Consider the following 21,107-nt stretch of genomic DNA (forward strand, 5'->3'; position numbering starts at 1 on the left):
GGTCGGACGAGGCGCCCGGCGAGCACCGGGCGCCCCCTCACCCCGACGTCAGGTCGCCGTACAGCTCACACTCGGCACCGCTCCGCCCCCGGGAGCGCCGCCGAGGCCGAGGCTCGCCGAAGCCCCCACCGGCACGCTCCCGTTGTGCGCGGCGTTCACCGCCGTCACGCTCGCCCCGCTCTGCGTGTACGAGGCGTTCCACATGCTGGTGACCTTCTGTGCGCCGCTCCACGTCCAGGCGACCTTCCACGACGTCAGCGGCGTACCGCCCGTGTTGGTCACCTTCACCTCGGCGTTGAAGCCGCCGCCCCAGTCGCTGCTGACCGTGTAGGCGGCGGTGCAGGCGGCCCCGCCACCGGGTTCACCGGGCCCGCCGGGGTCCGGCCCGGAACCGCCTCCCGCGAAGCCCGGCGCCTTGATCGCCTTGAGGTAGCCGTCCTTGGCGGTGTCCACGGTCTGCCAGTCGTCCTTCAGGATGCCGCCCGTGTCGCCGGAGTTGGGGTTCCAGGACCAGAACGTCCAGTGGAAGCTGTCGGCGCCGTTCGCCGACGTCGACCGCAGATACGTCACCAGCGCGGACAGCCACCGCTGGTCCACCGTCGACTGGAGCGTCGTACCGAACTCGCCGAGCCACACCGGGGCGATGTTCTGCTTGAAGATGTAGCCCCAGTACTTGTCCCAGATCCCCGGCATGTTCGCGGGGAACGAGGGGTCGCCGAACCACGGCTGCTGGGCCACCGACGTGGCGTAGTCGTGGGCCGAGTACACCAGCCGGTTCGGCACGTCGAGCTGGACCGGGTACTGGGCCACGCCCATGAGGTTGCCGCCCCACCAGCCGTTCGTGCCGTTGTACGACTGCACGCCCTCGACCATGATCAGCAGCTCGGGGTTGACCGACAGCACCGCGTTGCCCGCGCGCTGGGCGGCCAGCCGCCAGTCCCTGCTCGTGTCGCCGCAGCCCCAGCAGGCCGGGTCGTGGGGCTCGTTGTGCAGGTCGATGCCCACGACGGTGGAGTTGCCCTTGTAGCGCGTGGCCAGGGCCTTGAGATTGGCGATCCAGGTCGACTCGGGGACCGACGCCGTGTACCAGAGGGCCGACTGTCCGGCCGCGTCCGGCCGGTGCCGGTCGAGGACGATCTTCAGCCCGGCCTGTCCGGCGTAGGCCACGATCTTGTCCAGGACCTGGAGCGAGGTCAGCCCGCGCAGGTCGGTGTTCTTGCCGTCGTAATTGACGCTGTCGGGCATGGTGCCGGACTTCAGGATGTCGTCGCTGTAGGGCATCCGGATGGTGTTGTAGCCCAGCGACTTCATCTGGTCGATCATGCTCTTGTAGTCGCGGGCCCACAGGCCGTGGACGACGTGGTTGGCGGTCTCGAAGCCGAACCAGTTGACACCGGCGATACGGACGGGCGCTCCGGCCGCGTCCAGGATCTGACGGCCGCTGGTGTGCCAGTAGCCGGCGCCGGCCTTCACCTCGACGTCGGCGCGGGCCGACTCCGTGCCGGCCAGCGGTAACAGGAGCGCCGCGGCAACACACAGCGCTCTGCGCAGAGTGCGGAACATGTGGCTGCTTCCTCTCGGGTTCCTCGGGGAGGGGGAGGCGCGGCCCCGGAACCGGACGAGAGCCGAATGGGAGCGCTCCCACAACGCCGCGCACCCCCCAGGAAACTGACGCACCATGAACACGTCAAGACCCCGGGAGGTGCGCGTCGCCCGCGCTACCGGCTGAGCTTCTTGAACCGCCGTACGGCCAGCGGCAGGAAGATGGCCGTCAGGATCACCGGCCACACCCCGGCCATCAGCAGCGCGTGCTGCTCGACCCAGGTGTCACCGCCGACCGGCGTGCCGAACAGTTCGCGGGTCGCCGCCGCCGTGGAGGAGATCGGGTTCCACATCGCCACCCAGCCCAGCCAGTCGGGCATCAGCTGCGGCGCGACGAAGATGCTGGAGATCATCGTGAAGGGGAAGGCGACCGCGAAGAGGCCGCCCGCCGCCTCCGGGTTGGGCACGATGAGGCCGAGCCACACGCCGATCCAGATCAGTGAGAAGCGCAGCCACAGCAGCAGCCCGAACGCGCCGAGGAAGCCGAGCCCGCCGTCCGGACGCCAGCCCATGGCGAGCGCCGTGAGCATCATGATCGCCAACTCGGCGCAGGCGATGATCAGATCGGTGACGCCGCGCCCGGCCACCACCGCCGAGGACGACATCGGCATGGAGCGGAAGCGGTCGATGACGCCCTTGGTGGAGTCGTAGACCACGACGGTCGCCGTGTTGATGAAGCCGAACGCCATGGTCATCGCGAACATGCCCGGCATCAGGAAGTCCTGGTAGTCCCCGCCGCCGGGCACCTTCATGGCGCTGCCGAAGACATAGCCGTAGAGCAGCACGGACAGGATCGGGAAGCCCAGCTGCCAGGCGATGTTGACGGGCTGGCGCTGGTAGTGGGTCAGGCCGCGGCGGACGATGTTCCAGCAGTCGGAGAGCAGCCAGTACGTGCCGCTCCGGGTGCTCGGCGTACTCAGGTCGATGGCGCTCACGCCGCGGCCTCCTTCTCGGTGCGGTGTCCGGTCAGGCGCAGGAACACGTCGTCGAGGCTCGGCCTGCGCAGCCCGATGTCCTCGACGCGGACGCCCTCGTCCTGCAGGGTCCGCGCCACCTCGGTGAGCGCGGTGACCCGGTCGGTGACCGGGGCGTGCACCCGCAGCTCGCTCTCGTCGGCCTCGGGTTCTCCGTCCGTGACCCGGGCGACGACCTTCACCACCCGCGGGATCTCGGACCGCTCGGCGACCACGACCTCGATCCGGTCGCCGCCGACGAGGTTCTTCAGCCCGTCCGGGGTGTCGTCGGCGATGGCCCGCCCCTGGTCGATGACGGTGATGCGCGAGGCCAGCTTGTCGGCCTCCTCCAGATACTGCGTGGTCAGCAGCACCGTCGTGCCGCCCGCCACCAGCGCCCGTACGGACTCCCAGACCTCGCCCCGGCTGCGGGGATCCAGGCCCGTGGTCGGCTCGTCGAGGAAGAGCACGGCCGGTGCGAGGATCATCGACGCGGCGAGGTCGAGGCGGCGCCGCATGCCACCGCTGTACTTGCCCACGCCCTTGTCGGCGGCGTCGGCCAGGTCGAACTGTTCCAGCAGTTCACCGGCCCGGACCCTGGCGCGCCTGCCGCCGAGATGGAACAGCCGGCCGAACATCTCCAGGTTCTGCCGGCCCGTGAGCACCTCGTCCACCGCCGCGTACTGCCCGGTGAGCCCGATCCGGGCCCGGACCTCGCGCGGCTGCCGGGCCACATCGAGACCGGCGACCGTCGCGCTGCCCCCGTCCAGCCGGATCAGCGTGGACAGGATGCGCACGGCGGTGGTCTTGCCCGCCCCGTTCGGCCCGAGCAGACCGTGCACCGTGCCCTCGCGCACGGCCAGGTCGAAGCCGTCGAGGGCGCGTTTCTCGCCGTACCGCTTCTCCAGCCCCTCGGCCCGTACCGCGTAACCGTCCATGCCGCCCCTCCCGTGCCCGCACTTCGCCGACCTTGAACTGAGTACACCGTACCCTATTACGCGTACACAGTACCCAGTTTTTGCCGCGGCCTCTAAGCTGGGCCCATGACGAGCGGTACGAGTGGTGCGGGCAGTACGGAGACCAGCGGCAGCGGCGATATCGCCCGCACCCTCGAACTGCTGTGGGACACCGGCCGGCGCCCCAGCCGGGGCCCCAAACCGACCCTGACCCTGGACCGGATCGTGGAAGCCGCCGTCCAGGTCGCGGACGCCGAGGGGCTGGGCGGGCTGTCCATGCGCCGCGTCGCCGCCGGACTCGGCACCGGCACCATGTCGCTGTACCGGTACGTCCCCGGCAAGGCCGAGCTGCTCGACCTCATGCTGGACCGGGTGCAGCGCCGCTCCGACAACCCGTCCGACCTGGGCGACGGCGGCTGGCGCGCCGCCCTGGAGGCACTGGGCCGGACGACCCTCGCCCTCTACCGCCGCCACCCCTGGCTGCTCCACGTCAACCAGTCCCGCCCGGTTCTCGGCCCGAGCGCCGTCGACGGCATGGAGAAGATCCTCACCCGGATCCGCCCGATGGGGCTGACCGACCCCGAACTGGTCTCCGCGGTCATCATGATCGACGGGTACGTCGTCGGAGCCGCGCGCACGCAACTGTACGAGCGGGAGGCGGAGCGCCGGACGGGCCTGACGGACGTCGAGTTCTGGCAGGCGCAGGTGCCGGTGCTGGAGAAGGCCATGGCTTCGGGCCGCTACCCGGTGATGGCCTCGCTCTCCGAGGACAGCTTCGGGTCGGACTTCGACCACTTCGAGTTCGGGCTGCAGCGGATCCTGGACGGGCTCGAGGTCCTGGTGAAGCAGCGCGGCGAGTCGGCCCCCTAGGCGCTGCCGGGCTCCCCTACCGTCGCCGTCGCCTCAGCCCCCGCAGCCCGAACAGCGCGGCACAGGCCACGGCGACGGCGATCGCGCCGTTCTTGAGATTCCCGCTCAGCCCGTCCCCGCCGCCACCGTCCGAAGCGGCCGAACCGCCGCTGCCGGAGGCCGAACCGGACCCACCGGCGCCGGGAGCGTCCTGCGGCTCCACGGGGCTGTCGGCCCCCTCGGCGCCGTACATGAGCTTCTTCCCGTCGGCGGTGTAGGTGACGGACTCCCCCTGCCCGAGGAACGGCACCCCGAGCCGCTCCTTCTTCTTGATCTTCCCGTCGTTCCAGTCGTACGCGATCGCCCCGAAGTAGCTGCGTACGACGAGGTGTTGGGCGTCGGGGGAGAGCGTGGCGTCGGTCGCCTCCAGGTCGGGGACGGCCGCGACGGGCCGGAAGACGTTGCTCCCGGTGGGAGACAGCTCGGCCGGCCCCTCGTACAGATGCCCGCCCTTCTCGTTCTTGTCGACGAGGTAGACACGGCCGGTCTTCGGGTGCACGACCAGCGACTCGGCGTCCCGCGCGCCGTCGGAGTACTTCACGACGTACTGCGTGGCCCGGACGGTCTGGTCACGCAGGTTCTTCGGCTCGGGCAGCCGGTAGATCCACACGTACGGCCAGCTGCCGCCGAGGTTGTCGCCGATGTCGCCGACGTAGATCTGGTTGTCCGGCCCGATGGAGATGGCCTCGACATCACGCGGACTGCCCACCCCGGCCATGGTGATCGTGGCGACCGTCTCGCCCGTAGCGCTGTCGACGGCGTAGAGATACGCCCCGTCGTCGCTGTCGTTGTGCGTCCAGTAGACGCCGGGGTGCTGGCGGGACGCCGCCAGGCCACTCGACTCGGTGATGCGCGGGTCCTTGATCGTGAACTCCTCGTCCCCGTCGGCTGCGGAGGCGGGCACGGCGAAGGCGCCCACGAGGAGAGCCGCGGCGAGGAAGGCGATCGGTCTGCGCATGCCCCAAGACTGCCATCCCGCTCCGCGGTTCATGGGGCACAACGGATCACGGGCGGGACGGATGACAGAGGCCGACGGGTTGCGAACGTCCGGCGGGGGTCGGGGGCGCGGGGGGGGCGCGAACACCTGACGGACTCCGAGCGCGGCCGACGACGGGCAGTCGGCTGACGTCGGCGGCCGACTCGCGCCGACGGGCGGCTCGGATCCTAAGGGCGGCTCCCATCCGGCAGCCGACTCCCATCCGACGGGCAGCTCCCATCCCACGGCCGACCCCCCTCCGGCAGCCACCTCCCGCCCGACAGACAGCTCCCATCCCACGGCCGACCCCCCTCCGGCAGCCACCTCCCGCCCGACAGACAGCTCCCATCCGACAGGCAGCTCCCGCGCGTCCGGCTGACGGCTCGTCGAGGACACGCACCCCGCATCCGGCCCGGGCGCCGAGGGCGGACCGCGGACGGAGGCGAGACGGAGACCAGCCGGAGGCGAGACGGGGGGCGGGGGGGGGGGGGGGGGGGGGGGGGGGAGGAGGGGGGGGGGGAGGGGACGGGGGGGGTGGGGGGGGGTTTGCCCTCCCCACCCCCCCCCCCCCCCCCCCCCCCCCCCCCCCCCCCCCCCCGCCGGTCACCCGCCGCGTGGCCCGACTCACACCCCATCCCGCAGCCCGACCCTCTCGTGATCCTCCATGATGAGCGGATGCTCAGGTTCATGCCCGTAGGTGACTCCATGACGATCGGAAGCACGGGCGAACACACGTGGCGCTACCGGATCTGGCAGCACCTGTGCCGTTCCTACGGCGGCCCCTTCACCCTCGTCGGCCCGCGCGAGACGCTCTACGACAAGCTCGACGAGGCCCCGACGTCGTACGCCTACGCCGAACCGGACTTCCCGCGTGCCCATCTGGCCGGCTGGGGCGAGGGCTGGCAGCACATGGCCCCGCTGATCGGCGAGGCGGTGCGCTCGACGCGCGCGGACATCCTGCTGGTCTCCCTGGGCCTCATCGACCTGGGCTTCTACACGAACGCGGAGCAGACCGCCGAGAACGTCCGGGCCTTCACGGCCGAGGCACGGGCGGCGAACCGGCGGGTGCGGATGGTGTGGCTGCCGGTGACCCCGAACGTCCGGGCCCAGACGGACCCGGCGTTCGCCACCGAGGTCGCCCGCTTCAACGAACTGCTGGCGAAGACGGCCGCGGACCTCGACGAGCCCGGCTCCCTCGTCCTCCTGGCCTCGACCCCGCCGTCGTACGACATCGACACCGACACCTACGACGGCACGCACCCGGGCACGAGCGGCGAGCACAAGATCGCGGCGGCCTTCGCGGAGGCGATGTACCAGGCGTGGGACCTGGGCGAGCCCTACGAGGAGTGAGGTCGGCGTGCGTCACTTGTCACTGGCCGGTGGTGTCGCCGAGGGCTCGGCGAAGAACTTCCAGATCGTGATCACGGCGATGACCTGACCGATGAGATAGGCGACCTGCAGGGAGTAGTAGCGCATCTGGTAGACCGACAGGAGGAGCCCCAGGCGGCTCTGCCAGTAGCGGCGTTCCGTGCGGAACGTGTCGAGGTCGAGCGCGATACCGGTGACGGTGAGGACGAGGAGCATCGTCGTCGCGTACAGCGCGAGATTGGCGGTGCCCTCCTGTACGAACCAGCCGCTCAGCGCGTCCAGTGCCACCGGAAGCGCGAAGGCGACGGCGACCGGGAGCGCCTTGACCGCCCCGCGCCGCCCGGGCAGGACACGCCACAGCGCCCCGAGGAGGAAGCCCGCTCCCACCCAGGTGGACACCCACCACAGGACGCGCAGCACCGTTCCGGGCAGACCGAACAGGTCCATCAGCGTGTCCTGCCAGGCCTCGCCCCGGACGGAGTCGGACCAGGCGCCGAGGACTGCGGCGGGCAGACCGGGCATCAGGGCGAAGCGCGCGCCCCGGACCCCGTTGTCCCACCAGTTGTCCCGCGGCCCCAGCGCGAGCGCGGCGTCGACCACGGAGACCTGTGCGGGAAGCCGGTCGGTGCGCGCCAGGCGTCTGCTCGTCGGCCAGTCGTGGAGTTTGTCCAGCGTCTTTTCCAGCTTCGCCCGTTCGGGCGGCTTGTCACCGGTCATCCCCTGGTCGAGGCGACGCAACTCGGCATGGGTCTCCCGGTAGACGCGGGACTTGTTCAGCAGAACCGTACGGGCTCCGGAGTCCGCGCTCTCGGCGAGCGGCCGCCCGGAGACCTCGAAGCACTGCTCCAGGACCGCGTTGCGCCGACGGAAGGCCACCGCCGCGTACAGGGCCAGCATGTACAGCGGGATCCAGAGGACCTCGGGAAGTGCGCTGCCGAGGCGGCCACTGCCGATGGAGACGGCGAGGGGGAAGAACGTGAGAAGCAGCAGCCGGTCCGCAGGGTCGTCGAGCGGCGAAGTCGTCGGGGCACGCCAGGTGCGCAGCACGCCGAGCACGGCCACGGCGGTCAGGAGCCAGGCGTAGGAGAGGAACCACTCCTGGCCATGGGACGCGGACCAGACCGCTTCCCAGATGAAGTCCTCCTTGTGAAGGTTCCCGTACCCGGCGTCCCAGCGGTCGTAGAGCCAGGTGGCGCGCTGCCAGTTGCGTTCCTCCGTGAGCGCGCAAGAGAGGGCGACCACCACGGTCCAGGCAGCGACGGCGGGCCCGGCGATACGCAGTCGCAGCTCCCGGTCCCGCGGTCGCTGCCCGGGGGGAACGGTGCTGCGGCTCTTCGGGAGCAGCTCCGCGTCGACCGCGAGCCGCCAGGCCACCGCGACGAAGCCGAGCACCGTGGCGGCCATGAGACAGCAGGCGGCCGTGGCCTGCGCGGCGAGGGCGAGATCCGACGGCAGCCAGTCCCCCTCGCATGACGCGCACAGACCGAAGAACTCCGTCAGGGTCATCGAGGCCAGCGGCGGGACCATCAGCACAAGCCCGGCCAGCCAGATCCGCCAGGGCGGTTTCGCGAAGCAGAACAGCAGGGCGACGGCGGCCAGGGCGAAGACATGGCCGCGCAGGAGGGCCTCGTCCAGCCACCACTCCGTGCGCCTCATGTCGTAACGACGGAGCAGGTCGTCCACACGGATGAGCAGGTGGAGTACGACGACGGTGACGGCCCACCACTCGAGATTGCGCAGCACACGGTCCTGACGTGCGAGCGGAGGCACACGTGGGGGACGCGGGGGACCGGGCCGGCGGTAGAGGGCGACGGCCCCGAGCAGAAGGCCGGAGATCGTCACCATCCACAGCAGCCCACCGAGTACGTCGAGCCCCGCGGCGCTCAGACGGTCGGACTGTGCGGCCCATGCGCGCTGCCAGGACGGCCTGATGGACACGGTCACGGCGGGGGCCGCCCGCGGTTTCTTCCCCGTAGGGCGCCACACCAGCCCGGAGTCCTTGTCCTTGGCCGTCGGCAGCGGCGTCGCGGACTCCACGCCGGGCGGGCCGGGGTTCACCGTGATCCTGTTCCAGACCGAGCCCGCCAGCGCGGGCGGCGGCTCGAGGGTCACGGTCCAGGCCTCGGCTCCGGCCCGTACCCGCCAGATCCCCGCATGGATGTGCGCGCGGTACTGGTTGACCCAGGAGACGGCCTCGTAGACGACCTTGACGCGGCCGCCCTTCGTCGTGACGACCGGCGGGTGGGGCCGCCATTCCCCCCAGCGGGGTTGCTGCTTGCCGGGATCTCGAGTGAGGCAGGCCATCGCCTTGACGTACGCCCTGCTCTCCCGGCTGAGCAGCAGGGCCTCGGCGTGCTTCCAGTCGGCCGGCAGGTCGACGGTCAATTCCGTCTCGATCTTGGTGTACGTACGGTCGTCATGCCGTAGTTCCACACCGGTGCTGACCCGCGCTTTCGCGAGCCCGGCGGTCGCGCACGGGTCCCCGGTCCCCTCCCCCGCGCGAGCGGATCCGGAAAGGAGCAGGACCCCCACCGCCGCCGCCAGGACCGTCGCCAACGCCCGACTTCTCAGCAAGCCCGCCCCCCGACCGACTCGTCATCTCACGACTTCGGACATCCTGCCCACAGCGCCGTGTATCAACTCACCATCCATAAATAGGACTTCCTCCACACGGGTCGACCCGCCATCGACTCCCTTGCCTGGAGCGCACTCCACGTCGCTAGCGTGCACCCATGAAGTACACGCAGCTCGGACGCACGGGACTCAAGGTCAGCCGGCTCGTCCTCGGCACCATGAACTTCGGCCCGCAGACCGACGAGGCCGACAGCCACGCCATCATGGACGCGGCGCTGGACGCGGGCATCAACTTCTTCGACACCGCCAATGTCTACGGCTGGGGCGAGAACAAGGGCCGCACCGAGGAGATCATCGGCAACTGGTTCGCCCAGGGCGAGGGGCGGCGCGACAAGGTCGTCCTCGCCACCAAGGTGTACGGCAACATGGGCGCCGACGGCCCGGCCTGGCCCAACCACGACAAGCTCTCCGCCGTCAACATCCGGCGGGCCGTGGACGCCAGCCTCAAGCGGCTGCAGACCGACCACATCGACGTCTACCAGTTCCACCACGTCGACCGGGACACCCCCTTCGACGAGATCTGGCAGGCGATCGACGTCCTGGTCCAGCAGGGCAAGATCCTCTACGTCGGATCGTCGAACTTCCCCGGCTACAAGATCGCCCAGGCCAACGAGATCGCCGCCCGGCGCGGCGGGACCATCGGGCTGGTCAGCGAGCAGTGCCTGTACAACCTCGCCGAGCGGCGGGCCGAGATGGAGGTCGTCCCGGCCGCGCGGGACTACGGCCTCGGCGTCATCCCCTGGTCGCCGCTGCACGGCGGTCTGCTGGGCGGCGTGCTCAAGAAGGAGGTCGAGGGCGGACGCCGTGCCTCCGGCCGGGCCGCCGACGCCCTCGCCGATCCGGCGACCCGCGCGCGGATCCAGTCCTACGAGGACCTGCTCGACAAGCACGGCATCGAACCCGGCGAGGCGGCCCTGGCCTGGCTCCTCACCCGCCCGGGCGTGACCGGCCCGATCGTCGGCCCGCGCACGGCGGGACAGCTGGAGTCCGCCCTGCGGGCGGCCGACCTGGACCTGTCCGAGGAGCTCCTGACCGGCCTCGACGAGATCTTCCCGGGCCCGGGCCCGAGCCCGGAGGCCTTCGCCTGGTAGCGCCCCTGGAAGGGGCGCGGGGAACTGCGCGACAGGCCCCCACCGGCCGGCAGCCGGAAGGCGACCGCAGTTCCCCCCGGCGCGCCCTACCTCCCCAGCGCGGAAGCCAGGACGACAACGAGAAACATCAGCACGAGCACACCGGCCATGATCCGGTTACGGGTTTTCGGGTCCACGGCACCGAGCCTAACCGGCACCCCCGAGCGCCCACCGACCGACCGCCTCATACCGGGGCTGCTCACCCGGAACCCCCGACGTCGGCAGATTGCTCCGCACCAGCGCCAGCTCGCCCACCGTCCAGGTCCGGCCCGTGAACCCGGCCAGGGTGTCCAGATACGCCCGCACGTCCCGCGCCTCCCGGCTCCTCGCGATCGTCAGATGGGCCTTGTACCGCCGGTGCTCCCCCATCGGCACCCCCGCCTTCCGCGCCGCCGCCTCGGCCCGGTCGGCCAGCAGCCGCAGGGTCGCCAGGTCCCCCTCGGCCCCGGCCCACAGCGCCCGGCCGTGCCCGAACTGACCGCCGCCCCGCACGGCCAGCTCAAAGGCGCCGGTACGGCGAGCGACCCGCTCCAGCCGGGCCGACAGCTCCGGCACGAGGCCGTCGTCGACCTCCCCGTAGAAGGCGAGCGTGAAGTGCCAGCCGGCCCGGCCGGTCCAGCGCATCCCGTCCGCCCCGGGCAGCTTCCGCAACGCGTCCACGACGGTGCCGAGTTCACGGGCCGCCTCGTCGGGAGGCAGTACGGCGGCGAAGACTCTCATGGGGACAGCCTGGCACCATGAGGCCATGGAGATCACCATCAGAGAAGGCGGTCCCGACGACATTCCCGCGATACTCGGGATGCTCGACGGCTGCGTGGAGTGGCTGGTCGCGCAGGGCCGCACGGGGCAGTGGGGGACGCAGCCCCTGTCCCAGAGCCCGAAGACGGTGGAGTCGGTCGGGCGGTACATGGGCGAGGGCAGCGTGTTCCTGGCCGAAGCGGACGGTGTCCCGGCCGCCACCCTCACCCTGACCGACTCTCCCGGCGCCTACCTGGCCCACCTCTCACCGCCCGGCGAACCCGAGCGCTACATCCACTGGCTGGCCTCCGACCGCCGCTTCAAGGGCCACGGCCTCGGCAGCGCGCTCCTCACACACGCGGCCGAGGAGACCCGCCGGGCCGGGGTGGGCCTCCTCCGCGTGGACTGCTACGCCGGCGACGACGGCAAGCTCGTCCGCTACTACGAGACCAACGGCTTCACCCGCACCGAGGCCTTCACGGTCGGCGAGAACGACTGGCCCGGCCAGCTGCTGGCCCGGAGGGTGTAGGCGGCCTCCGGACCCGGGCGTGTCCCGGTCACCGTGCGTATCGTTGTACCGCGCGGCCGACTCTATTCGCGGGTGCGGCCGGGGAGGAGCGCCACGATGACCGTCCTTGCAGACAGGATCGAGATGGCCGACAGCAGCGGTGAACTCACCCTCGACACAATGTTCGAGTGGGTGGAGACGATGCCGGTCCCCGAGGGCTACAAGGTCGAGATCGTCGGGGGGAACATCTTCATGGCTCCTCAGCGGGACACCCACTGGGAGATCATCGCGGACATCTACGACCAGCTGCGCACCAAGTATCCGCGCAAGCGCCTGAAGTCCGACGTCCGCGTCGACTACCCGGGCCACCTCAACGGCTTCGCCTCCGACATCACCTTGATGGCGGAGGGGGCGTCAAAGAACGCCAAGAACCTGTGGCGCTACGAGGACGTCGAGTTCGTGGCCGAGGTGATCTCCAGGAAGACCGCGGCGAACGACTACGGGCCCAAGAAGGACGCCTACGCCGCCGCAGGCGTGCCGGTGTACCTGATCGTGGACCCGTACACCGGCCGCTGGCATCTGCACACCAAGCCCAAGGACGGCGAGTACCGAGGCGAGCTGAGCCTGGACTTCGAGGACGAGATCGACCTGACGGGAACCGTGGTCGGGCTCGTCCTGAAGACCGGCGAGTTCCCCCGGGACTGATCCCGCCTACGCCGCCGGAGCCAGCGCCTCCTGCCGCTCCCGGGGGACGAACCGCACCCGTGGGTGGCCGTGGTGCCAGCCCACCGACAGACGCAGGTTGCCCACCCGGGCCAGGATCACGCCGATGACCGCCGCGGCGACCGCCGCCACCGCACCTCCGGCGGCCAGGCCGACCCGGGCGCCGTACGTATCGGTGATCCAGCCGACGATCGGGGCGCCGACCGGGGACCCGCCGAGGAAGACCATCATGTAGAGGGCCATGACACGGCCGCGCATGGCCGGATCGGTGGACATCTGGATGCTGGTGTTCGTCGTGACGTTGACCGTCATGCCGAACAGGCCCAGCGGGACCATGAGCAGGGCGAACATCCACAGCGTCGGGGTCGTCGCCGCCACGATCTCCAGCGCGCCGAAGACCATGGCGGCGGCGATCAGCAGCCGCAGCCGGGCGGTACCGCGCCGCGCCGCGAGCAGCGCGCCCGCAACCGAACCCACCGCCATCAGCGTGTTGAACATGCTGTAGGCGCCCGCGCCCGCGTGGAACACGTCGTCGGCGAAGGCCGAGAGGTAGACGGGGAAGTTGAAGGCGAAGGTGCCGACGAAGCCGACCAGGACGATCGGCCAGATCAGCTCGGGCCGGCCGGTGACATAGCGCACGCCCTCCCGCAGCTGCCCCTTGCCGCGCGGGGCGCGCTCCACGACATGCAGCTCGCGGGCGCGCATCAGCAGCAGACCGGCGAGCGGCGCGACGAAGGACAGGCCGTTGAAGAGGAAGGCCCAGCCGGTGCCGACGCCGGTGATCAGCAACCCCGCCACGGCGGGACCGACCAGCCGAGCCGACTGGAAGTTGGCGGAGTTGAGGCTGACCGCGTTCTGCAACTGCCCGGGGCCGACCAGTTCGGAGACGAAGGACTGCCGGGCCGGGTTGTCGACGACCGTGGCCAGACCGACCGCGAAGGCGGCGACGTACACGTGCCACACCTGGACATGGCCGGTGAGGGTGAGGACGGCGAGGGCGATGGCGGTGAGGCCCATCGACGACTGGGTGACGAGCAGGGTGGGCCGCTTGCGCAGCCGGTCGACGAGGACACCGCCGTAGAGGCCGAAGAGCAGCATCGGCAGGAACTGCAGCGCGGTCGTTATGCCTACGGCAGCGGAGGAGCCGGTGAGGCTGAGGACCAGCCAGTCCTGGGCGATGCGCTGCATCCAGGTGCCGGTGTTGGAGACGACCTGCCCCAGGAAGAACAGGCGGTAGTTCCTGACCTTCAGGGAGGAGAACATCGAGGACTTGCGCGGGAGCGGGTCGCGGGGAGGCGTGTCGGAGGTGGGCGGGGAGTCGTGGGGATCAGGTGCGGGGACGGAAGCTGCTCCGGGACCCGTACTCAAAAGGGTTCGCCTCCTTGCTGTGACGACTTACAGGTGCGCGAGCTTCTCCAGCACGGGGGCGGCGGCGCGGAGTTTCGCCCACTCGTCCTCGTCGAGGTCCTCGACCAGCGTGGCCAGGAACGCGTTCCGTTTGCGGCGGCTCTCCTCGAGCATCGCTTCGGCCTGCTCGGTGCGCGTCACGACCTTCTGGCGCCGGTCCTCGGGGTGCGGCTCCAGACGGACCAGCCCCTTCGCCTCCAGCAGCGCCACGATGCGGGTCATCGACGGCGGCTGGACGTGTTCCTTGCGGGCGAGCTCGCCCGGCGTGGCCCTGCCGCAGAGGGACAGGGTGCCGAGCACCGACATCTCGGTGGGGCTGAGCGACTCGTCGACACGCTGGTGCTTGAGCCGACGGGACAGCCGCATCACGGCGGATCGGAGGGAGTTCACGGCGGCTACGTCGTCGCCATGGCTGAGGTCCGGCATGTTCTTTAGCGTAACTCATTACTCTCGCTAAAGAACACCAGGGACACGCAGAAGCCCCCGTGACCCTGGCCACTTACCCGTGACATCACTCATATGGGTGACGCGACGGCGGAACGCGACCCACCGCACCGAAGGATGCCGCGACCCTCATGCCCATGGGGACCAGCGTGCTCAGCCTGCGAATAGACCACGACCTGCTCGACCGGCTCCGGCACCATGCCGCGAAAAGGGGAATGAGCGTCCAAGACTATGTCGTCCGGACGCTCATTCGAGATGACTTCGACGAACGGTTCCAGTCCGCCGTCGAGGAGACGGAGAGGTTCTACGGGGTCACCTGAGGACCCCGTCCGATCAGGTCAGCCCCAGCGCGGGCATCAGGTAGTAGAACGTGAACACCGCCGCCACCGCGTACATCGCCGTCGGAACTTCCCGGCCCCGGCCGGCCGCCAGGCGCAGCACGACGAAGGTGATGAAGCCCATGCCGATGCCGTTGGTGATCGAGTACGTGAACGGCATCATCAGCATCGTCACGAAGGCCGGGACGGCGATCGTGTAGTCCGCCCAGTCGATCTCCTTGACCGAGCCGGCCAGGATCAGGAAGCCGACCGCGACCAGGGCCGGGGTCGCCGCCTGGGACGGCACCATCGTGGCGACCGGCGTCAGAAAGAGGGCAAGGGCGAAGAGCCCGCCGGTGACGACGTTGGCGAGACCGGTGCGGGCACCCTCACCCACACCCGCCGTCGACTCGACGAAGGCGGTCGTGGCCGACGACGAACTCGCACCACCGGCGGCGACGGCGAAGCCGTCCACGAGCAGCACCTTGTTGATGCCGGGCATCTGCCCCTGCGCGTCCGTCAGCTTCGCCTCGTCGGAGACGCCCATGATCGTGCCCATCGCGTCGAAGAAGCACGACAGCAGCACGGTGAAGACGAAGAGCACGCCGGTCAGCATGCCGACCTTCTCGAACCCGCCGAACAGACTGACCTGCCCGACCAGCCCGAAGTCAGGACTGGCAACGGGATTCCCGGGCCACTTCGGAGTCGTGAGCCCCCAGCTCGGCACGTCGACCACGGCCTCGATCACGACCGCGACCACCGTCATGGCGACGATCGAGATCAGGATGGCCCCGGACACCTTGCGCACGATCAGCGCGAGCGTCAGCAGCACGCCCAGCACGAAGACCAGCACCGGCCACCCGTTGAGATGACCGTCGCCACCCAGCTGCAGCGGCACGGTCGTCTGCGCGGCATCCGGAATACGCGAAACAAAACCGGCGTCGACGAGGCCGATCAGCATGATGAACAGGCCGATACCGATCGAGATGGCCTTGCGCAGCCCGAACGGCACGGCGTTCATGACCCGCTCGCGCAGCCCGGTCGCGACCAGCAACATCACGACGAACCCGGCGAGGACCACCATGCCCATCGCGTCCGGCCAGGACATGCGCGGGGCGAGCTGCAGCGCGACGACGGAGTTCACACCGAGCCCGGCGGCGAGCGCGATCGGCACATTGCCGATGACGCCCATGAGGAGCGTGGTGAGGGCGGCGGTGAGGGCGGTCGCGGTGACCAGCTGACCGTTGTCCAGCTGGTGGCCGTACATGTCCTTCGCGCTGCCGAGGATGATCGGGTTCAGCACGATGATGTAGGCCATCGCGAAGAAGGTGGCGAGACCGCCCCGGACCTCGCGGGACAGGGTGCTGCCCCGCTCGGAGATCCGGAAGAAGCGGTCGAGTGCGCCGTACGTGGGCCCGGCTCCCGGCTGTTCAGGGGAGGGGGCCTGGGCGGGAGCCGAGGACGACATGTGTTTGGTGTTTCCTACGAAGAGAAGTGGTCAGACACAAACCGTTTCAGTATGAACATATAAACCCCCGAACGACCATCTCCGCGCGTAGACCTGATCGCCTCGTAAGCTGTCCCCATGGCGAAGTGGACCCCCAGGCACGAGGCGCCGGAGCCCCTGGAGGGCCCCGTGGTCGCCACCATCATCGGCGGCACGATTCTGTGGTTCCTCCTCTTCCTGATCCAGCTCCCCTTCTATGGCTGGTTCGACGACCACGGCCACACCTGGTGGGTGTGGACGTGCCTGGCCGGGGCCGGGCTCGGCCTGATCGGCATCTGGTACGTCCGCAAGCGCGATGCCGCGATCAAGCGAGCCGCCGCCCAGGACCCGACGGATACTCCCCCGACCCGCTCGACCCCCTCGGCCCAGTAAGAGGGACCACGACCCGCCCGCACCCGCGCACGGCGAGAAGGGGACGTGTCGGGGGGTGTCCGCCCGCAGCGGTTGTCGCGTCAACGAACAGCCAGTCGGCGTGACACCCCATCGCGACGTTCCGAGGACGGACACCCCCCGACGCGGCCCCGACCCACCACCCGGCGCCAGGCGCAACGCGCACCCGCCCGCTCCGGCGAGACACAGCCCCGCCCCCTCCCTACGCTCAAGAGGAGGCGGCGAACGCCCGGAACCGGTGAGGAGCGCAGTCATGACGATCCAGAACAGCGCGGTCGAGGCGGACCGGGCTCTGAAGGCCAAGCACCGGGCGATGTGGGCCCAGGGCGACTACCCGTCCCTGGCCGCCGAGGTCATCCCCGGCCTGGGAGCGGTCCTGGTCGAGGCCTGCGGGGTGCGCCCGGGCCAACGCGTGCTGGACGTGGGCGCCGGCAGCGGCAACGCCGCGATCCCGGCCGCCCTGGCCGGCGCGGACGTCATCGCCTCCGACCTGACCCCGGAACTGTTCGGGGCGGGCCGGCTGGCCGCCGAGCAGCAGGGCGCCCACCTCACCTGGCAGGAGGCCGACGCCGAGGCCCTGCCCTACGGCGACGCGACGTTCGACACGGTCCTGTCCTGCGTCGGCGTCATGTTCGCCCCGCACCACCAGCAGGCCGCCGACGAACTGATCCGGGTCTGCCGGCCGGGCGGCAGAGTCGGCCTGCTGAGCTGGACCCCCCAGGGCTTCATCGGCCGGATGTTCGCCGTGATGAAGCCGTACGCACCCCCACCCCCACCCGGCGCCCAGCCGCCCCCGCTGTGGGGAGACGAGAAGCACGTGCGCGCACTCCTCGGCGACGGCGACCGGGTCACCGACGTCCGCGCCGAGCGCGGCACCGCCAGGGTCGACCGCTTCGCGACGCCCGAGGCGTTCCGGGACTACTTCAAGGAGCGCTACGGCCCGACGATCGCCGTCTACAAGAACATCGCCGACCACCCCGACCGCGTCGCCGCCCTGGACCGCGACCTGGTGGAACTCGGCCGCGACGGCGCGGCCCGGGAGTGGGAGTACCTGCTGCTCACCGCCCGCCGGGCGGGCTGACGGACGCGTACAACTGCCGTACGACCAGGGCACGACACCCCTCCTCCCCAGGTCGGATCTTCCCCGCATTCAGCAGGTGAAGCGGCAAATCCGCACGTACCGTCGAATGCATGACGCATCTCGACGCGGGTGCCCGGCTCGACTCCGCGCGGCCGGTGACGGTCACCTCACCGGTGACCGGCCTGACCGGTGCTCAGGTCGCCGAACGCGTGGAGCGCGGCCAGGTCAACGACGTACCGGTGCGCAGCAGCCGCTCCACCGTCGACATCGTCCGCGCGAACGTCTTCACCCGCTTCAACGCGATCATCGGCATCCTCTGGCTGATCATGCTGGTGGTCGCGCCCATCCAGGACAGCCTGTTCGGCTTCGTGATCCTCGCCAACACCGGCATCGGGATCGTCCAGGAGTGGCGGGCGAAGAAGACCCTGGACTCCCTCGCGCTGATCGGCGAGGCGCGACCCACCGTCCGCAGGGACGGGGACGCCACACAGGTCAGCACCTCCGAGATCGTCCTCGACGACCTGATCGAGATCGCCCCCGGCGACAAGATCGTCGTCGACGGTGTCTGCGCGGAGGCCGACAACCTCGAGATCGACGAGTCGCTGCTCACCGGCGAGGCCGACCCGGTCGTCAAACGCCCCGGCGACCAGGTGATGTCGGGCAGTTTCGTGGTCGCGGGCGGCGGGGCGTTCCAGGCGACGAAAGTCGGCCGTGAGGCCTACGCCGCCCAGCTCGCCGAGGAGGCCTCGCGCTTCACCCTCGTCCAGTCCGAGCTGCGCTCCGGCATCTCCACGATCCTCAAGTACGTGACGTGGATGATGGTCCCGACCGCGATCGGCCTGATCATCAGCCAGCTGTTCGTGAAGGAGAACGCCTTCGACGACTCCGTCGCCCGTACGGTCGGCGGCATCGTCCCGATGGTCCCCGAGGGCCTGGTCCTGCTCACCTCCGTCGCCTTCGCCATCGGCGTCATCCGGCTGGGCCGCAAGCAGTGCCTGGTGCAGGAGCTGCCCGCGATCGAGGGGCTGGCCCGGGTCGACACCGTCTGCCTCGACAAGACCGGCACCCTCACCGAGGGCGGCATGGACGTCACCGAGCTGCGGCCGCTCCAGGACGCCGACGAGACGTACGTACGACAGGTCCTGGGTGCCCTCGGCGAGTCGGACCCGCGCCCGAACGCGTCCCTGAAGGCGATCATCGACGCCTACCCGGACGGCGAGCACTGGCGCTGCACCCAGGCGCTGCCCTTCTCCTCGGCCCGCAAGTACAGCGGCGCCGCGTTCGCCGAGGCCGGCGGGGAGACGAGCACCTGGCTGCTGGGCGCGCCGGACGTCCTGCTGCCCGACGACGACCCGGCCCTCGCCGAGACCGGGCGGCTGAACGAGCAGGGCCTGCGGGTGCTGCTGCTCGCCCGGGTCGCACGCGACCTCGACGACGCCGAGGTGACCCAGGGGGCGAAGCCGACCGCCCTGGTCGTCCTGGAGCAGCGGCTGCGGCCGGACGCGGCCGACACCCTGGGCTATTTCGCCGACCAGAACGTCCGCGCCAAGGTCATCTCCGGCGACAACGCGGTGTCGGTCGGCGCGGTCGCCGCCAAGCTCGGGCTGTCCGGCACCACCGTCGACGCCCGCCGGCTGCCCGCCGACGAGGACGGCATGGCCCGGGCCCTCGACGACAACACGGTGTTCGGGCGGGTCACCCCGCAGCAGAAGCGGACCATGGTGGGGGCGCTGCAGTCCCGGGGGCACACGGTCGCGATGACGGGCGACGGGGTGAACGACGTCCTGGCCCTGAAGGACGTCGACATCGGCGTGGCGATGGGCTCCGGCTCGGAGGCGACCCGGGCGGTGGCGCAGATCGTGCTGCTGAACAACAGCTTCGCGACGCTGCCGTCGGTGGTGGCCGAGGGCCGCCGGGTGATCGGCAACATCACGCGTGTGGCGACGCTGTTCCTCGTCAAGACGGTCTACTCGGTGCTGCTGGCCGTCCTGGTGGTCTGCTCACAGGTCGAGTACCCGTTCCTGCCGCGCCACCTGACCCTGCTGTCGACGCTGACGATCGGCATCCCGGCGTTCTTCCTCGCGCTCGCGCCCAACAAGGAGCGGGCGAAGCCGAACTTCGTCCGGCGGGTCATGCGGTACTCGATCCCGGGCGGGGTGGTGGCCGCGGCGGCGACCTTCGCGACGTATCTGATCGCCCGGGAGCACTACACGGGCGCGGACGCGCTGGACGCGGAGACCAGCGCCGCGACGCTGACGCTCTTCCTCATCTCGATGTGGGTCCTGGCGATCATCGCCCGCCCCTACACCTGGTGGCGCGTCGCCCTGGTGGCGTCGATGGCCGGGGCGTTCCTGCTGGTCCTGGTGGTGCCGTGGCTCCAGCACTTCTTCGCGCTGAAGCTGGTCGGCATGACGATGCCGTGGATCGCGGTCGGCATCGCGGCGGTGGCGGCGGCCGCCCTGGAACTCGCGTGGAGGTGGGTGGACCGCCGCGTTCCCGCGTAGCGCCGGTTCTACTTCACGTCGACGAAGTCGCCCGTGGCGTTGACCGCCGGGGTGGTCGTGGTGCCCGCGAAGGAGTAGCGGAAGTAGCCGTCCTCGGAGGCCTTGACCGTGGTCTTCAGCTCACCGGTGGAGTTCGACTTGATGGTCTTCACCGTGGTGTAGGTGTTGGAGTTCTTCTTGCGGAACTGCAGCTTCACCGACTGGTTGGTGTAGCCGTGGTACTTGTTGTCGTCCCAGTTGGCGCGGGACAGCTTGCCGGTGACCGTGATGGTCTTCCCCTTCTTCACCGGCTCGGGCGAGGCGTTGACCGTCTGCTTGGAGAAGCGCTGGAGCTTGAAGGAGTTGGTCGGGTCCGTCACCGCGACACCGACCTCGTCCAGGTTCGGGTTCTCCGGGTCCTCACCGTTGAACGCGACCGCGAAGCCTGCGGCCTTCCAGGAGCCGGCGTCCTCGTTCAGCAGCGCGAACGGGTCGATCTCGACGGTGGCCTTGCAGTTGGCGACGGTCGCGGAGGAGTCCGTGCAGCTCGCGTCGTTGCTGTCGAAGAAGAAGGCCGAGTCCTCGAAGGAGGCGCCGCGGTACAGCTCGATGCCCGCGAAGAAGTCGTCCGCGTGGATGTCGACGTCCGCGCCGTGCGTCAGCTTGAAGGAGACGGGCACCTTCACCAGGTTGGTGGTGCCGGCGGAGATGTTCTTGCCGTTGTTGACCTTGACCGAGGAGAAGGTCGCGTTCAGGGCGTACGGCTCGCCGTCCACGGCGCCGACGAAGGCCGAGCGGCCGGAGTCGGCGTGGACGACCTCGCTGGCGGCGGCGATGTCCGCGGGAACCTTCGGCTCGGTGGCCTGCGCGGCCGGCACGGCGAAGGCGGACAGGGCCAGGGCGCCGGTGACGGCGGCCACGGTGGCTCGGATGCGCATGCATTCTCCAGGTGGAGAGGGACCCCGGCGCTCGTCGTCGGCT

Annotated in this window: 19 protein-coding genes; 9 read left to right on the forward strand and 10 right to left on the reverse strand. The window is 70.3% G+C overall.

What is annotated here, in order from left to right; genetic code table 11:
- Window positions 1-48: 48 nt before the first annotated feature.
- From ACZ6I3_RS09950 to ACZ6I3_RS09960, 3 genes are all read right to left on the reverse strand, one after another.
- Window positions 49-1,563 carry a cellulase family glycosylhydrolase gene (locus ACZ6I3_RS09950; RefSeq protein ID WP_469413346.1) on the reverse strand — a complete coding sequence of 505 codons (1,515 nt, stop codon included), beginning with the start codon at window positions 1,561-1,563 and terminating at the stop codon, window positions 49-51.
- 155 nt (window positions 1,564-1,718) lie between these two features.
- On the reverse strand, window positions 1,719-2,537 hold the full coding sequence (locus ACZ6I3_RS09955) for an ABC transporter permease (protein ID WP_469413347.1): 819 nt from the start codon (window positions 2,535-2,537) through the stop codon (window positions 1,719-1,721).
- On the reverse strand, window positions 2,534-3,493 hold the full coding sequence (locus ACZ6I3_RS09960; protein ID WP_469413349.1) for an ATP-binding cassette domain-containing protein: 960 nt from the start codon (window positions 3,491-3,493) through the stop codon (window positions 2,534-2,536). Before ACZ6I3_RS09960 ends, ACZ6I3_RS09955 begins: the two co-directional genes overlap by 4 nt.
- Before the next feature lie 105 nt (window positions 3,494-3,598).
- On the opposite strand from ACZ6I3_RS09960, the gene ACZ6I3_RS09965 reads away from it, so the two are divergent.
- Window positions 3,599-4,381, forward strand: coding sequence for a TetR/AcrR family transcriptional regulator (locus ACZ6I3_RS09965; RefSeq protein ID WP_469413351.1), 783 nt, complete (start codon window positions 3,599-3,601; stop codon window positions 4,379-4,381).
- Window positions 4,382-4,397: 16 nt separating this feature from the next.
- On the opposite strand, the gene ACZ6I3_RS09970 is transcribed toward ACZ6I3_RS09965, so the two are convergent.
- On the reverse strand, window positions 4,398-5,378 hold the full coding sequence (locus ACZ6I3_RS09970; protein WP_469413353.1) for a WD40 repeat domain-containing protein: 981 nt from the start codon (window positions 5,376-5,378) through the stop codon (window positions 4,398-4,400).
- A 693-nt stretch (window positions 5,379-6,071) separates the two neighbouring features.
- Between ACZ6I3_RS09970 and ACZ6I3_RS09975 the strand changes: the two genes are divergently transcribed.
- On the forward strand, window positions 6,072-6,746 hold the full coding sequence (locus ACZ6I3_RS09975) for a GDSL-type esterase/lipase family protein (RefSeq protein ID WP_469413355.1): 675 nt from the start codon (window positions 6,072-6,074) through the stop codon (window positions 6,744-6,746).
- A gap of 12 nt (window positions 6,747-6,758) precedes the next feature.
- On the opposite strand, the gene ACZ6I3_RS09980 is transcribed toward ACZ6I3_RS09975, so the two are convergent.
- On the reverse strand, window positions 6,759-9,320 hold the full coding sequence (locus ACZ6I3_RS09980; RefSeq protein WP_469413357.1) for a DUF6185 family protein: 2,562 nt from the start codon (window positions 9,318-9,320) through the stop codon (window positions 6,759-6,761).
- Window positions 9,321-9,496: 176 nt separating this feature from the next.
- Between ACZ6I3_RS09980 and ACZ6I3_RS09985 the strand changes: the two genes are divergently transcribed.
- A complete protein-coding gene (locus tag ACZ6I3_RS09985) occupies window positions 9,497-10,489 on the forward strand; it encodes an aldo/keto reductase (RefSeq protein ID WP_469413358.1) in 993 nt (330 codons plus the stop codon).
- Window positions 10,490-10,675: 186 nt separating this feature from the next.
- Here the strand turns inward: ACZ6I3_RS09985 and thpR are convergent, their stop codons facing one another.
- The gene (gene thpR / locus ACZ6I3_RS09990; RefSeq protein WP_469413360.1) at window positions 10,676-11,248 is read right to left on the reverse strand and encodes an RNA 2',3'-cyclic phosphodiesterase; all 573 of its coding nucleotides are present in this window, start codon (window positions 11,246-11,248) and stop codon (window positions 10,676-10,678) included.
- A gap of 25 nt (window positions 11,249-11,273) precedes the next feature.
- Between thpR and ACZ6I3_RS09995 the strand changes: the two genes are divergently transcribed.
- Complete coding sequence (locus ACZ6I3_RS09995) at window positions 11,274-11,795, forward strand: GNAT family N-acetyltransferase (protein ID WP_469413361.1); 522 nt, start codon at window positions 11,274-11,276, stop codon at window positions 11,793-11,795.
- 96 nt (window positions 11,796-11,891) lie between these two features.
- Window positions 11,892-12,479 (forward strand): Uma2 family endonuclease, encoded by a 588-nt coding sequence (locus tag ACZ6I3_RS10000; protein WP_469413362.1) that lies wholly within the window; start codon window positions 11,892-11,894, stop codon window positions 12,477-12,479.
- Between the two features lie 6 nt (window positions 12,480-12,485).
- Here the strand turns inward: ACZ6I3_RS10000 and ACZ6I3_RS10005 are convergent, their stop codons facing one another.
- On the reverse strand, window positions 12,486-13,865 hold the full coding sequence (locus tag ACZ6I3_RS10005) for an MFS transporter (RefSeq protein WP_469413364.1): 1,380 nt from the start codon (window positions 13,863-13,865) through the stop codon (window positions 12,486-12,488).
- Window positions 13,866-13,892: 27 nt separating this feature from the next.
- Window positions 13,893-14,330, reverse strand: coding sequence for a MarR family winged helix-turn-helix transcriptional regulator (locus ACZ6I3_RS10010; RefSeq protein ID WP_184597761.1), 438 nt, complete (start codon window positions 14,328-14,330; stop codon window positions 13,893-13,895).
- Window positions 14,331-14,485: 155 nt separating this feature from the next.
- On the opposite strand from ACZ6I3_RS10010, the gene ACZ6I3_RS10015 reads away from it, so the two are divergent.
- Window positions 14,486-14,668 carry a ribbon-helix-helix protein, CopG family gene (locus ACZ6I3_RS10015; RefSeq protein WP_193479758.1) on the forward strand — a complete coding sequence of 61 codons (183 nt, stop codon included), beginning with the start codon at window positions 14,486-14,488 and terminating at the stop codon, window positions 14,666-14,668.
- A 13-nt stretch (window positions 14,669-14,681) separates the two neighbouring features.
- Here the strand turns inward: ACZ6I3_RS10015 and ACZ6I3_RS10020 are convergent, their stop codons facing one another.
- Window positions 14,682-16,133 carry an NCS2 family permease gene (locus tag ACZ6I3_RS10020; protein WP_469413366.1) on the reverse strand — a complete coding sequence of 484 codons (1,452 nt, stop codon included), beginning with the start codon at window positions 16,131-16,133 and terminating at the stop codon, window positions 14,682-14,684.
- 117 nt (window positions 16,134-16,250) lie between these two features.
- Between ACZ6I3_RS10020 and ACZ6I3_RS10025 the strand changes: the two genes are divergently transcribed.
- The 3 genes from ACZ6I3_RS10025 to ACZ6I3_RS10035 all read left to right on the forward strand — a co-directional run bounded on the left by ACZ6I3_RS10025 (window position 16,251) and on the right by ACZ6I3_RS10035 (window position 20,147).
- Window positions 16,251-16,544: a DUF2530 domain-containing protein gene (locus tag ACZ6I3_RS10025; RefSeq protein WP_469413368.1), complete on the forward strand. Its 294-nt coding sequence runs from the start codon at window positions 16,251-16,253 to the stop codon at window positions 16,542-16,544.
- 271 nt (window positions 16,545-16,815) lie between these two features.
- Entirely contained in the window at window positions 16,816-17,643 is an 828-nt protein-coding gene (locus ACZ6I3_RS10030; RefSeq protein WP_469413369.1) for a class I SAM-dependent methyltransferase, read from the forward strand.
- A 110-nt stretch (window positions 17,644-17,753) separates the two neighbouring features.
- The gene (locus ACZ6I3_RS10035) at window positions 17,754-20,147 is read left to right on the forward strand and encodes an HAD-IC family P-type ATPase (RefSeq protein ID WP_469413371.1); all 2,394 of its coding nucleotides are present in this window, start codon (window positions 17,754-17,756) and stop codon (window positions 20,145-20,147) included.
- An 8-nt stretch (window positions 20,148-20,155) separates the two neighbouring features.
- Here ACZ6I3_RS10035 and ACZ6I3_RS10040 read toward each other — a convergent pair whose 3' ends face one another.
- Window positions 20,156-21,064, reverse strand: coding sequence for a hypothetical protein (locus ACZ6I3_RS10040; RefSeq protein WP_469413372.1), 909 nt, complete (start codon window positions 21,062-21,064; stop codon window positions 20,156-20,158).
- Window positions 21,065-21,107 lie beyond the last annotated feature (43 nt).

The organism is Streptomyces sp. NPDC041940 (assembly GCF_055589465.1).

Coding starts and splice junctions, on each gene's coding strand:
- ACZ6I3_RS09950 (WP_469413346.1), bottom strand. CDS start 1,563: ATGTTCCGCACTCTGCGCAGAGCGCTGTGTGTTGCCGCGGCGCTCCTG.
- ACZ6I3_RS09960 (WP_469413349.1), bottom strand. CDS start 3,493: ATGGACGGTTACGCGGTACGGGCCGAGGGGCTGGAGAAGCGGTACGGC.
- ACZ6I3_RS09965 (WP_469413351.1), top strand. CDS start 3,599: ATGACGAGCGGTACGAGTGGTGCGGGCAGTACGGAGACCAGCGGCAGC.
- ACZ6I3_RS09970 (WP_469413353.1), bottom strand. CDS start 5,378: ATGCGCAGACCGATCGCCTTCCTCGCCGCGGCTCTCCTCGTGGGCGCC.
- ACZ6I3_RS09975 (WP_469413355.1), top strand. CDS start 6,072: ATGCTCAGGTTCATGCCCGTAGGTGACTCCATGACGATCGGAAGCACG.
- ACZ6I3_RS09985 (WP_469413358.1), top strand. CDS start 9,497: ATGAAGTACACGCAGCTCGGACGCACGGGACTCAAGGTCAGCCGGCTC.
- thpR (WP_469413360.1), bottom strand. CDS start 11,248: ATGAGAGTCTTCGCCGCCGTACTGCCTCCCGACGAGGCGGCCCGTGAA.
- ACZ6I3_RS09995 (WP_469413361.1), top strand. CDS start 11,274: ATGGAGATCACCATCAGAGAAGGCGGTCCCGACGACATTCCCGCGATA.
- ACZ6I3_RS10000 (WP_469413362.1), top strand. CDS start 11,892: ATGACCGTCCTTGCAGACAGGATCGAGATGGCCGACAGCAGCGGTGAA.
- ACZ6I3_RS10010 (WP_184597761.1), bottom strand. CDS start 14,330: ATGCCGGACCTCAGCCATGGCGACGACGTAGCCGCCGTGAACTCCCTC.
- ACZ6I3_RS10015 (WP_193479758.1), top strand. CDS start 14,486: ATGGGGACCAGCGTGCTCAGCCTGCGAATAGACCACGACCTGCTCGAC.
- ACZ6I3_RS10020 (WP_469413366.1), bottom strand. CDS start 16,133: ATGTCGTCCTCGGCTCCCGCCCAGGCCCCCTCCCCTGAACAGCCGGGA.
- ACZ6I3_RS10025 (WP_469413368.1), top strand. CDS start 16,251: ATGGCGAAGTGGACCCCCAGGCACGAGGCGCCGGAGCCCCTGGAGGGC.
- ACZ6I3_RS10030 (WP_469413369.1), top strand. CDS start 16,816: ATGACGATCCAGAACAGCGCGGTCGAGGCGGACCGGGCTCTGAAGGCC.
- ACZ6I3_RS10035 (WP_469413371.1), top strand. CDS start 17,754: ATGACGCATCTCGACGCGGGTGCCCGGCTCGACTCCGCGCGGCCGGTG.
- ACZ6I3_RS10040 (WP_469413372.1), bottom strand. CDS start 21,064: ATGCGCATCCGAGCCACCGTGGCCGCCGTCACCGGCGCCCTGGCCCTG.